The sequence below is a fragment of the Cupriavidus sp. DL-D2 genome (genome assembly GCF_039710735.1).
Taxonomy (GTDB): Bacteria; Pseudomonadota; Gammaproteobacteria; order Burkholderiales; family Burkholderiaceae; genus Cupriavidus.
Map to the genome: position 1 here is coordinate 18,432 of NZ_JBDKXK010000087.1, position 12,850 is coordinate 31,281.

The window sequence follows — 12,850 nt, forward strand, 5'->3', positions numbered from 1 at the left end:
CATATATATGAGCTAGTTGACATGGATGAATTCAACGCCTACGATGGTTTCACGCTTGACCCACACGAAGGAGACAAAAAATGATTCACGTCGTACTGCATGACGCCAAGGACACCGTTGCGGTGGCCGTGGTCGAAGGGATCGAGCCGGGCACGAAGCTCAACGCCTGGATCATGGATGAAGACAAGGTGGTGACGGTGACTGCGCTGCAACCGATTCCCATTGGGCACAAGGTGGCGCTGCGCGACATGGCGCTGAACGAAACCGTCTACAAGTACGGCATCGACATTGGCAAGGTCGTCGCGCCCATCAAGGCTGGCGAACACGCTCACGTGCACAACATCAAGACGAAGCGCTGGTAAGCCGCTACGTCCCGCACGTCAGTCCATCGCGATTCCGCTCCCCCCTTTCCAAGACTCTGAGGACCCGTCATGTCTGTCATCGATCAAAACACCACGTTCTGGGGATATCGCCGCGACAATGGTCGCGTCGGTGTTCGCAACCACGTCATCATCCTGCCGCTGGACGATCTCTCCAACGCTGCGGCAGAAGCCGTTGCGGTGGCCATCAAGGGGACCATGGCGATTCCGCACCCCTATGGCCGACTCCAGTTCGGTCCCGATCTGGACCTGCACTTCCGCACGTTGATTGGTGCAGGCAGCAACCCGAACGTGGCCGCCGTGGTGGTGATTGGCATCGAAGATGGCTGGACCAAGAAGGTGGTTGACGGCATTGCCAAGACGGGCAAGCCTGTGGTGGGCTTCGGCATCGAAGGCCATGGCGACCACAACACCATCATGCGTGCGTCGAAGGCCGCCAAGGAGTTCGTCCAGTACGCCACGGCGCAGCACCGTGTGGAATGCCCGATCGGCGACCTGTGGATTTCCACCAAGTGCGGCGAATCGGATACCACGTCGGGCTGCGGCGCGAACCCCACGGTTGGCAATGCGTTCGACAAGCTTCATCCGCTGGGCACGACGCTGGTGTTCGGCGAAACCTCGGAGCTGACTGGCGGCGAGCACATCGTGGCCAACCGCTGCGCAAACGACGAGGTGCGTCACAAGTTCATGGCGATGTTCGAGCGCTACCAGGGCATGATCGACCGCTGGAAGACCTCCGACCTGTCGGAGTCGCAGCCGACCAAGGGCAATATCGCCGGTGGGCTCACCACGATCGAAGAGAAGGCGCTGGGCAACATCCAGAAAATCGGCAAGAAGTGCACCGTCGATGGCGTGCTGGACAAGGCGGAAGAGCCGACCCATCCGGGCCTCTGGTTCATGGATTCGTCGTCGGCCGCCGCCGAGATGGTGACGCTGTGCGCCGCCGCTGGTTACGTGGTCCACTTTTTCCCCACCGGGCAGGGCAACGTGATCGGCAACCCGATTGTTCCGGTGATCAAGCTGTGTGCCAACCCGCGCACCGTGCGTCTCATGAGCGAGCACATGGACGTGGACTGCTCGGGGCTGCTGCAGCGCGAGCAGACGCTGGACCAGACGGGCGACAAGCTGCTCGAATGCATGATGGCCACCATCAATGGTCGCTGGACGGCTGCCGAGGCACTCGGTCACCGCGAGTTCGTGCTGACCCGCATCCACGAGTCCGCATGATGAAGCAGATCTGCATCAGCGAGTTCATGGACTCGGCAGCGGTGCAGACCCTCACCCCGGGTTTCGATGTGCGATACGAACCGGGGTGGGTGGACCAGCGCGCCGATCTGCTGGAAGGACTGGGCGGTGCGCACGGACTGATCGTGCGCAATCGCACCCAGGTGGATGGGGCGCTCCTGGACGCGGCCAGCCATCTCAAGGTGATTGGGCGGCTGGGCGTGGGTCTGGACAACATCGATGTCGATTCCTGTCGTCAACGCGGGATTCGCGTGATCCCGGCATTCGGTGCGAACGCGCGATCCGTTGCCGAATACGTGGTGACCACGGCTGCGGTGCTGCTGCGCGGCGCCTATCTGTCCACAGCGGAGGTAGCCGCCGGAAAATGGCCACGTGCCAGGCTGTCCGATGGCAGGGAAGCGCTGGACAAGACGCTGGGCCTTGTGGGTTTCGGCGATATCGGCAGGCGCACGGCGGCATTGGCGCAAGCGTTTGGCATGCAGGTGATCGCCCATGATCCGATGCTCTCCGCCGATGATCCCGTATGGCGTGCGACGGGCGTGCGCTGCGTGGCGCTTGACGAACTGCTGGTCCAGGCCGACGCAGTGAGCTTGCATGTGCCGCTTGTCGATGCCACGCGGAATCTTCTCGATGTGGGCCGTCTGGCATCGATGAAATCCGGCGCCGTGCTGATCAACACCGCCCGAGGTGGCGTGGTGGATGAGGCGGCATTGGCCGATGCCTTGCGTGCGGGCCATATCGGCGGTGCTGCGCTGGACGTATTTGGCAACGAGCCGTTGCCGGCAGGCAGCCCACTGGCAAACGCGCCCAACCTGATTCTGACGCCGCATATCGGCGGCGTCACGCAGGAAGCCAACGCGCGGGTGTCGATGATGATCGCCAATGAAGTACGCAAAACACTGGAGGCCAGCACATGACTCTTGTTCGCCTGGACGCCCTGGCGCGTACGGCAACGGCTGCCTTGCGCCGTGCGGGTGCAAGCGAGGCGCAAGCCTCGGCTACGGCCTCGGCGCTGGTACGTGCAGACGCCGTAGGGCTGCCATCGCACGGTGTCTCGCGCATTCCCATGTATGTGGCGCACCTTCGTCATGACCGGGTTGACGGTCACGCGGAGCCAGTGGCCAGCGGCCAGCGCGCAAGCTCGCTTCTGGTCGATGCGGCCTGCGGCTTCGCGTTTGCAGCGTGCGATCTCGCCGTCAAGGAGGCGATTGCGTGTGCGCGTGTGACCGGAGTGGGCATTGCGGCCGTGACCAACAGCCATCACTTTGGCGCTGCGGCGTTGCCGCTGGAGGCGGTTGCCGAAGCGGGCATGGTCGGCATTGCGATGGGCAACTCTCCGGCTGCGATGCCTGCATGGGGCGGCAAACGTCCGCTGTTCGGCACCAACCCGATCGCGGCGGTGTTCCCACGGCGCGGCAAGCCACCGGTCGTCATCGACCTGTCTCTATCCGAGGTGGCGCGCGGCAAGATCATGGTCGCGGCAAAGCAGGGAAAGCCAATCCCGCTGGGCTGGGCGCTGGACGAAGCCGGCCAGCCAACCACGGACGCGAAGGCCGCGCTGCGCGGTTCCATGCTGCCGGCAGGCGGTGTCAAGGGCGCGATGCTGGCGCTCATGGTCGAACTGCTGGTCACATCGCTGGCCGGTGCGCAGTTTGGTGCGGAAGCCGATTCCTTTTTCGACGACGCAGGGAATCGACCGCGCATTGGCCAGTTGTTCCTGGTGATGGACCCGGGCGCGTTTGCAGGAAGCGCGGCCTATGCGGAGCGTGTCGAAGCGCTGCTCGGTGCCATGCTGGACGACGATGGCGCGCGCGTGCCAGGCGAGCGGCGGCATCGCGCCCGAATGGAAGCGGCAGAACGCGGAGTAGAAGTACCGGAGGCGTTGTGGAACGAACTACGCGCCTTGGCAGGAGAGTCCATCGAAGCTTAACGTAATCCCCCCATCCGTACAGCGGCTAGCCTGCGCAAAGACAGGCTGACGACCACAAAGGAGACAACCCATGCATCGACGCTTTCACCTTGGTACGCGCAGAGGCATCTGCTGTGCGTTCGCGACGTTGGCAGTGATCACTACCCTGGCGGGGCCGCGAACCGTGGCCGCGGCACCGCCGGATGTCATGGCGAGTTATCCGGACAAGCCGATCCGGTATGTGGTGCCGTTCGCCGCTGGCGGACTGACGGACCTGATGGCGCGTACGGTTGCCCAGCAACTGACGGAGGAGTGGAAGAAGACGATCGTCGTCGAGAACAAGCCTGGCGGGAATGCCAATATCGGCGCGGACCAGGTTGCCAAGGCGCCTGCCGATGGCTACACGTGGCTGGCGGTAACGCTGACGCACGCGTCCAACGTCACGCTGTTTCCCTCCTTGCCATTCAGCATGCAGAAGGATCTGCTGCCGGTCGTGCGGGTGGCATCGTCGCCCATGGTGGTAGTGGTGCCTGTCAACTCTCCGATCAAATCCTTGAAGGAGCTGGCGGCAGCCGCGCAGAAATCCACGTTGAATGCCGGCTCCAGCGGGAATGGCACGCCGCCCCATCTGACGCTGGCGCTGTTCGAGAGTCAGAGCAAGGCCAACATGACGCACGTGCCGTACAAGGGTGGGGCGCCATCGATGACGGACCTGATCGGTGGGCAGATCGACGTGGTGTTTTCCAACTTTCCCGAGTCGCTGGCGTACGTGAAGTCGGGCAAGCTGCGCGCGTTGGCTGTCACGACGCGCGAGCGCCATCCCTTGCTCCCGGACGTGCCGACCGTCGCGGAGGCCGGATACCCAGACCTGATCGTCGAGAACTGGACGGGCCTGATGGTGCCGGCGGGCACGCCACGACCCATCGTGGAAAAGATATCGGCGTCCGTGGTGCGCATGCTGGCATCCGATTCGGTGCGTCAACGCATCACGGCCGCCGGTTTCACACCGGCTCCGCAAGGCGGACCGCCGTTTGCGGAGTACTTCGGTACGGAGGTGACCCGGTGGGCCAAGGTCATCGAAGAGAAACGTATCCGCGTGGAATGACTTCGGCTGCCCGGCGCAACTTCAGTATCATGCAGGTTATCCATATGAATTGCGCCCGGCCACTAACTAGTGCCTTCGTAGCCGCATAACTTGAGGATATTTCTAACGTGGGTTCCAGATTCGACGCTAGCGCTTCCATTGGTGGCGTTCTCTACAAGGATGTGAAGCGGGCCCTGCTGGCCGCGCTCTCGGAAGGCGAGTGGAAGCCGGCCGAGGCGATTCCGTCCGAGCGCAGGCTGATCGAACGGTTCGGCGTTTCCGTCGGGACATTGCGCAAGGCGATCGACGAGTTAGTCGCGGAGAACATCCTGATTCGCCACCAGGGCCGGGGCACGTACGTGGCAACGCATCGGATGGAAGACCACTTCTTCCGGTTCTTCCGCGTCGTGCGCCAAGATGGACACCGGGACTATCCGACCGTGCGTCTTGCTAAATTCCGCCGTGCCAAAGCGGACAAGGCTGAAGCAGCCGCTCTGGGATTGTCGACGGGGGATGCCGTGTTCCGGTTCTCCAACGTGCTTTCGCTGGAAAACACACCGGTCATGATCGATGACATCGCGGTACCCGTCGAACGGTTTCCGACACTGTCCGAGGCGCGGCTTCGCGAACGGCCCAATACGCTGTACAACTTCTACCAGGACGAGTTCGGCATCAACATCATTCGTACGGACGAGAAGCTCCGCGCGACGCTGGCGAACACGGAGGATGCCGAACTGATGGGCGTAGAAGAGGGTAGCGCCTTGCTACAAGTCTTGCGCGTCGCCTATTCCTATCATGATGAGCGCATCGAGTATCGGGTATCCAAGCTCAATACGACTCACCACGAATTTACGTTCTCGCAGCCTTAGGAAGGCGAATCGTCCTGCCTCCCAGGCACAATGAATTCGACCACCGCACCGCGCGGCTCATTGGGGCTTGCCCATAGCCGGCCGCCATGGGCGTCGATGATGGAGCGGCAGATCGAGAGTCCCATCCCCAGGCCCGTGGGCTTGGTGGTGTAGAACGGATCGAATACGCGCCTGGCACCCTCCTGGCCGAAGCCGGGGCCCGAGTCGCGCACAGCGACATGCACGCCGGCGCCTTCCTCCACACGCGTGATGATCTGAAGGGTCCGGGCACCGTCGGTGGTCGTGCCCATCGCTTCCAGCGCATTCAGGATCAGATTCAGCAGCACCTGCTGCAACTCCACGCGATCGCCTTCGACGCTGGGCAGGTGTTCTGCGAGTGCGATCTCCACCGAGGCACCACTCTTGCTGGCTTCTCCGTGCGTGAGCGCGACTACCTCGCGGATGGCCGCGTTGATGTCCACGGGGGCTTTCCGCGGCGGCGCCTTCTTGATCATGCCGCGTATCCGGCCGAGCACATCGCCGGCGCGGTTTGCATCCTTGACGATGCGGCCCAGCGCTTGTACCGCTTCGTCGACATTGGGCGGTTGCGCGCCCAGCCATCGCGTTGCAGCCTGCGCGTTAGTCAGGGTGGCTGCGATGGGCTGGTTGACTTCGTGCGCAATCGACGCCACGAGCTGACCCATCGTCGATACGCGGTTGGCATGCGCCAGTTCCGTCTGCACCTCGCGATAGCGCCGCTCGCTTTCGCGGAAATTCTCTTCCGCCTGCTTGCGTTCGGTGAGGTCGAGCACGAAGGCCACCCCTTCGGTCCGGTTGCCGTCGAAGGTAGCCAGGCCGACAATGACCGGCACGCGGCTGCCATCCTTGCGGATGTACTCCTTCTCGAAGGGCTCGGCGCGGCCGGTTTCCCTGGCCGCCGCCTGCGCACGCGCGTTGAGATGCTGGAACTCCGGAGGCGTCAGCGCCTGCCACCGCACCCGGCCCGAGACCAGGTCGTCGCGGTCGTAGCCCACCATGCCAAGGAACACGTCGTTGGCTTCGCGGACACTGCCGTCCACATCCCACACAACGATACCGATGATGTTCGACTCCACCAGACGCAGGATCTTGGCTTCCCGCGCGGCGATATCGCGGTAGAGCCTGGCGTTCTCCAGCGAGTTGGCGGCTTGCGCGGCCACGAGCCTGAGCACGGCAATCCGGGCCGGGCTGAAGGCACGCGGCGCCAGGTTGTTCTCCAGGTAGAGCACGCCGGTCAGCTTGGCGTGGCTCACCAGCAGCAGGCACAGTACCGATCGCACGCGATGCTGGCGGATGTACGGATCTGCCGCGAACAGGGGATCTGTCAGGGCATCGTCGAGCGCCACGTGCTCATGGGTACGCAGCACGTGATAGAGCACAGACTCCGGCAACGTGGCCGCGCTCACGGGCAAATCGTGGATGCGCAGCGCGATGCCGTCGGCGCCGGTGGTGGCTTCTGCGGCAATGCGGTGCGCATCCTCGCCAGACAGGATCAGCAGACCCCGTTCCGCGCCGGCCTGCTCGATGGCCGTGCGCATCACCATGTCGATCAGTTCGTCCAGGACGATGGCCCCGGAGGTGGCTTGGGACACCTTGATGACCGTGGCGAGGTCAAGATGCTCGACCGGCGCTGCCATCGTGCTGGTCGGGCGAAGTGCGGCGGCCTCCGTGCGCAGGTGCGGATGGGCCGCTTCGAGCTGCCGAACCTTGCCATCGGCGCCCCAGCGCAGATAGGCGTAGCGTGCATCCTGCCGGTACACGCGCGCGATCTTTTCCAGATGCCGCTGCGCAAAGAAGCCTGCCGCGAGTTCATTGGCAAGGGCTTCGACGTGGATGAAACTGTTTTGCCTTGCCGTGTCGATGGCCTGCTCGTAGAGCAACTCGGCGTCAATCAACCGGCCGTCCAGGCGGGCGATTTCGGCGCCCACCAGCATGGTGTGGCTGGCGAAGTTCTCCGGGCAGAGTGCTTCCCAGATGCGTAATTCCCCATGATGGGCGACCAGTGTTTCCAGATGCTGTTGGCGCCGATTGGCCGGTGCGGTATCGCACAGCGCAGCATGGGTCAGCGCGGCATAAAAGTGGTACTCGGTTTCTTCGAGAAAGCCGTGCGCGGTCCAGAGCAGCCCATGCACCTTGGATGCGGCATCCAGGGCCGCCGCAAGGTCGCCAGCGAGATAGCGCGCTTGCAGCTTGCGGACCCAGTACCAGCAGGCCGCAATCTCCAGTGACGGCTGCGCCAGATGCTGCTCGGCATGCGCTTCACTGTATGGTTCGTTGTCCAGCCTGCCGAATGCCGGCGTTGCACCGCGGAGCATCCGGATCAGTGCGAGCTGGCTCTCCAGAAACGCGACGACGATGCCGAACTGCACTTTCCTGGCGAATGCCAGGCCAAGTTCGGCCTCGCGTTGCACCTCGGGCAGCGGTTCGCCGATAAAGAGCAGGTTCGATACCTGGCAGTTGCAGGAGAACGCGCCAAACGGGATGTCCCCGATCCGGTTGGCCGTGTCGAACACGTGGCGCAGCTGATCCAGGCAGCCGCGCAACGGTTGCGTCCAGTGTGCGACAAAGATCGAAAACGAATGACGTGTATTGGCTTCGTATCGTTCGAGGCCACGACGTTCCACCAGTTCGCGGCCGAGCCGGCCGAAGGCGAATCCGGGTTGATAGTCGCCAAACAGCCGTCCGGCAAAGCGGGGAAAGTTGGTGTACGCCACGCAGGATGCATCGCCGTGTCCGTGTGCAAGACTCAAGTTGATGGCCTTGCAGATCGTCAGGCACGCGAGGTTGCTGTCGGTGAGCACCGCCGGCGCGAGCAGCGTGGTGAGCGCATCCACGGTGGCCAGCACGTCTGCGTCCTTCATCGGCGGCAGATCGATCAGATCCTCGATCTGCCGGTCGCCCAACCTGGCAAAGATGCCGTCGTACTCGCTGCGTACCATGGCACCATCGGGATGGGGTGACCACTCGATGCCCACGCTACGAAGAAAGTCCAGGCACGCGGCCACAGCCGTATCGCATCGGGCAAGAATCAGGTACAGGTTCATCTGCCAGCATGCCACGCGCGCACGCTCGACCGTGGTGATGGCCCGTCTGGACAGCGCCGCCAGCCGTGCTTCGGCGCGCGGCAGTTGTCCCGTCAGGAACTCGCACTCGGCACGGTCCAACTCCAGCGCGAACATCAATTCATGCTGGTGTTCCCAGCATTCGTCACGCAAGAGTTCGGCACCCGTGGTGACATAGGCGAGCGCCGAGCCGTAGGCGGTGGATGCCTTGGCGCGCCGTCCGGCCACCAGATTGAACGCTGCCAGTTGCTCTCGCTCCGGCCATTCGGTGATCAGCGTCGCGCCGCGATTGAGCTGCCCGACGATGTCGAAGATTGCTTCCTCGTGCCGCGCTGCCGGAATCCGTGCAGCAAGCAAGCGGCCAATCCGCAGATGGGCTTCCGCACGGGTGTCTTCCGGAATCAGCGAGTAGGCGGCTTCATGCACGCGGTCGTGTACGAACGCGTAGGCATCGTCCTGCCGTTCGAGCAGTTCCTGGCGAATGGCTTCCCACAGCACGGCATGCGTCTGTGTATCGTCGGTACCCAGTACGGTCGATAAATCCGACAGATCGGCGGCGTTGCCCAGGCAGGCCAGTTGCTGCAATGCCTGCTGCGTCTGTGCCGGCAGGCGGGCCAGCTTGCCGACCATCAGGTCCACGATGTTGTCGGTGTAGCCCTTGGCGTGAATGCGATCGGTCTGCCAGCGCCAGGCGCGCGCGTCATGGTCGAACGTTAGCAGGTCTTCCTCGACCAGGGCCTGCAGGAACTGGAGCACGAAGAACGGATTGCCGCCGGTCTTTTCTTCCACCAGTTGCGCCAGCGGCGCGATGTGTTCGGGGTCGCGATGCAGTGCCTCCGCAATCATCTGCTGGATGTCGGCGGTGCCCAGCGGCGCCAGCGTGATGTCCTCGATCCGGCCGCCCGCGCTGCGGATGGCCTGCAGCTTGCGCGACAGCGGATGAGATGCATCCACTTCGTTATCGCGATAGGCGCCGATCAGCAGCACGTGACGCAGATCAGGGTCCGTCAGCAGGCTCTCGATCAGGTCCAGCGTGGCCGCATCGAGCCACTGCAGATCGTCGAGGAAGAGGGCGAGCGGATGTTCCGGCCGGGCGAACACGCCGATGAAGCGACGGAACAGCAGCAGGAAGCGGCGCTGCGCCTGCTGCGGCTCCAGTTCCGGCACCGGCGGCGGCTCTCCGATGATCAGCTTCAGTTCCGGAATCAGGTCCGTCATCAGTCGCGCATTGGGGGCCAGCGCTTCCAGCAACGCATCGCGCCAGACGGCGAGCTCGGCATCGGGCTTGCCAAGCAGTGACCGCACCAGGCTTCGAAATGCCTGCACCAGCGTAGCGTAGGGAATGTCACGCTTGTACTGGTCGAACTTTCCGGAAGCGAACAGCCCGCGCGACGCTACCAGCGTCTTGTGCAATTCGTTGACCACCGATGACTTGCCAATGCCGGAGTAGCCGGAGACCAGTACCAGTTCCGGCACGCTGCTTTGCATGACGCGCGCAAAGGTGGCGCAGAGCCGGTCGATGTCGTGCTCGCGACCGTACAGCTTCTCGGGAATCAGCAGGCGATCCGGCGTGCCATGCTCGTCCAGCGGAAAATCGTCGATGCGGTGCTGACGCTGCCAGTCCGCCAGGCAGCGTTGAAGGTCGTGCGCCACGCCCGCAGCCGTCTGGTAGCGATCCTCCGCCGTCTTGGCCAGCAGCTTCATGACGATGTTCGACACCACGGCAGGCACGTTTGCGCGCAAGCCAGGCGGCACCGGGGTGCGGGCGATATGGCAATGCACCCATTCCATCGCGTCGGTTGCCGTGAACGGCAGCGCACCGGTCAGCATCTGGTAAAGCGTGACGCCCAGCGCATAAAGGTCGCTGCGGGAATCTATCGAGCGATTCATCCGGCCTGTCTGTTCCGGTGCCATATAGGCCAGCGTGCCGGCGATCGTCTCGGGCGGTTGAGGCGCCTGCCGTTCGCGGGGCAGGCGTGTGGTGAGGCCGAATCCGGTCAGCCGCACGTGGCCGTCGGCGCAGTTCACCAGGATGTGGGTGGGCTTGAGATCCTTGTGAACCAGGCCATGCTGGTGGAGCTTGGCGAGCGCTGCGGCAATGCCGACGGCGGTGCGCAGGAAGTCTCCGGTATCGATGGGCGAGCCGACCAGCCGGGACAGCGGTTCGCCGCCCGGGTCTTCGAGCGTCAGCACAGTACGGCCATCGGCGCGCGTCAGCTTCAGCGGACGCACCGCCCACGTGGCATCGAGCGCGTCTTTCAGGCCAAACTCGTGAGCAAAGCGGGCCAGGCTGGCGGGCAAGGGGTGCTCGGTGGCGGAATGCGCGTAGAGGAAATTGCGGTCGCTGCCTTCTGCCTGATCCGGCCCGCGCGAGAAAACGCGCTCTCCGTCATCCCATAGAATCTGAAGTCTCTCGCCCATCGGCACCGTCACCCTGTATCGCTCTTGATTGACCACGCGTGGCTTCCAGACGTCTTCTTGTTGGTTTGTCTGCTACATTGATCCGTGCAGTCCGGTCTGTCAGTCCGGCGGTGTAGTGTGCGCCACGAAGCGGTCGATCCGCAATCGCGCGTAGGCATTAGGGTAAGCTCTCGCCTCGGCCGCCCCTTATCCGGTGTGGCCCACCGGCCATCCACACAGAGGGACGGGCCGTACTCCTCGATTCCCAGGAATATAGAACGATGAAAATGCTCTCGATCACGAAGACGCTGGCTGCCGCTACCGTGGCACTTGGCGTGATGGCTGCCGGCTCCGCTTCGGCGCAGGAACAGACGGTTCGCCTCGGTACTGTTGGCGGCCCCGATGCGGAAGTCTGGCAGGTGGTGCAGAAGGTGGCCAAGAAGAATGGCCTGAACGTGAAGATCGTGGAATTCAACGACTACGTGCAGCCCAACGCCGCGCTGGATGCCGGCGATCTCGACGCCAACAGCTTCCAGCACCAGCCTTACCTCGACAGCCAGATCAAGCAGCGCGGCTACAAGATGGTCAGCGTGGGCTACACCTACATCTCGCCGCTCGGCATCTATTCCAAGAACCTGAAGTCGCCGAAGGACTTGCCGCAGGGCGCCAAGGTGGCCGTGCCGAACGATCCGTCGAACGAGAACCGTGCGTTGCTGCTGCTGGCCGCGCAGGGCGTGATCAAGCTGAAGGCCGGCGTGGGCACGAATGGCGTGAACGCTACGCCGCTGGATATCGCCGAGAACCCGAAGAAGCTCAAGATCGTGGAACTGGACGCCGCCCAGCTGGCCCGTGCGCTGCCTGACGTGGCCGCTGCGGTGATCAATACGAACTACGCGCTGGCAGGTGGCCTTCAGCCCACCAAGGACGCCATCGGCCTAGAAGACATCCACAGCCCGTACGCCAACATCATCGTCGTGCGTACGCAGGACAAGGACAAGCCATGGGTCAAGAAGCTCGTGGCCGCCTATCAGTCCGAGGAAGTGCGCCAGTTCATGAAGACCCAGTTCAAGGGCGCAATGGTGCCGTCGTTCTAAGCTGAACGAACGCCACTTTTTCCCCGATGTGAGAACGGCAGCCCGCGTGGCTGCCGTTTTTGCATCTATGGATAGATGAATTGCTTCGTTCGCGTGGACCGGGCGGGGCGTTTATGGTGAGGGTCGCCCATGTTTATTCGATGAAGCCGGAGAAAGAAATCGTGTCCACGCCCCTGAAAGTCGTCGCCGTCAACGGCAGCGCCCATCAACCGTCGCGAACGCTGGTGCTGATCCAGGCGCTGCTTGCCGAACTGGAACAGCGGCTCGTGCTCGATACGCAGATCGTTGACCTGAGCGAGATCGCCCGACCACTGGGCGCCGCACTGACCCGCGACGAACTTCCTGCCGACATCGAGGCGCAGGTCGCCGCCATCGAATCCGCCGACCTCGTGATCGCCGCCGCGCCGGTATATCGCGGCTCGTTCCCCGGACACTTCAAGCATCTGTTCGACCTGGTCGGCATGAACGCATTGGCCGACAAGCCCGTGCTGCTGGCCGCCACCGGCGGCAGTGACCGCCATGCGCTGGTGCTCGAACACCAGTTGCGACCGCTGTTCGGCTTCCTGCAGGCATTGACGTTGCCGATCGGGGTGTATGCGTCGACTGCGGATTTCGATGGCTATGCGATTGGCAACGGCGCGCTCGCGGAACGCATCAAGCTCGCGGTAGATCGCGCGGCGCCGTTGTTCGGGGCGTCGGCAAGGCAGTTGCGGCGAGTGGCTTGAGACTACCCTTCCTGATTGTTTTTTCCCCTCTCCCTCCGGGAGAGGGGCAGGGGAGAGGGCAAGC

9 protein-coding genes are annotated in these 12,850 nt (G+C 63.4%); 8 read left to right on the plus strand and 1 reads right to left on the minus strand.

Translation table 11 applies throughout. The annotated features are described in order from the left end of the window. Positions 1–80 precede the first annotated feature (80 nt). From ABDB81_RS28210 to ABDB81_RS28235, 6 genes are all read left to right on the plus strand, one after another. Complete coding sequence (locus ABDB81_RS28210; protein ID WP_137923741.1) at positions 81–362, plus strand: UxaA family hydrolase; 282 nt, start codon at positions 81–83, stop codon at positions 360–362. A gap of 69 nt (positions 363–431) precedes the next feature. Next, positions 432–1,607, plus strand: a complete 1,176-nt coding sequence (locus ABDB81_RS28215) for a UxaA family hydrolase (protein ID WP_137923740.1) — start codon at positions 432–434, stop codon at positions 1,605–1,607. Continuing rightward, positions 1,607–2,542, plus strand: coding sequence for a hydroxyacid dehydrogenase (locus ABDB81_RS28220; RefSeq protein WP_346814188.1), 936 nt, complete (start codon positions 1,607–1,609; stop codon positions 2,540–2,542). The genes ABDB81_RS28215 and ABDB81_RS28220 overlap by 1 nt, the downstream gene beginning before the upstream one ends. Then, a complete protein-coding gene (locus ABDB81_RS28225; protein WP_137923739.1) occupies positions 2,539–3,555 on the plus strand; it encodes an Ldh family oxidoreductase in 1,017 nt (338 codons plus the stop codon). The genes ABDB81_RS28220 and ABDB81_RS28225 overlap by 4 nt, the downstream gene beginning before the upstream one ends. 70 nt (positions 3,556–3,625) lie before the next feature. After that, entirely contained in the window at positions 3,626–4,639 is a 1,014-nt protein-coding gene (locus ABDB81_RS28230; RefSeq protein ID WP_137923738.1) for a tripartite tricarboxylate transporter substrate binding protein, read from the plus strand. 107 nt (positions 4,640–4,746) lie between these two features. Further along, positions 4,747–5,487 (plus strand): GntR family transcriptional regulator, encoded by a 741-nt coding sequence (locus ABDB81_RS28235; protein ID WP_346814184.1) that lies wholly within the window; start codon positions 4,747–4,749, stop codon positions 5,485–5,487. Here ABDB81_RS28235 and ABDB81_RS28240 read toward each other — a convergent pair. Then, positions 5,484–10,988, minus strand: coding sequence for an AAA family ATPase (locus ABDB81_RS28240; RefSeq protein WP_346814185.1), 5,505 nt, complete (start codon positions 10,986–10,988; stop codon positions 5,484–5,486). The genes ABDB81_RS28235 and ABDB81_RS28240 overlap by 4 nt on opposite strands. A gap of 260 nt (positions 10,989–11,248) precedes the next feature. Between ABDB81_RS28240 and ABDB81_RS28245 the strand changes: the two genes are divergently transcribed. Together ABDB81_RS28245 and msuE are read left to right on the plus strand one after the other, a co-directional pair. Then, positions 11,249–12,061 (plus strand): MetQ/NlpA family ABC transporter substrate-binding protein, encoded by an 813-nt coding sequence (locus ABDB81_RS28245; RefSeq protein WP_346814186.1) that lies wholly within the window; start codon positions 11,249–11,251, stop codon positions 12,059–12,061. Positions 12,062–12,222: 161 nt separating this feature from the next. Further along, on the plus strand, positions 12,223–12,786 hold the full coding sequence (msuE, locus tag ABDB81_RS28250; RefSeq protein ID WP_137923734.1) for an FMN reductase: 564 nt from the start codon (positions 12,223–12,225) through the stop codon (positions 12,784–12,786). Positions 12,787–12,850: the final 64 nt, after the last annotated feature.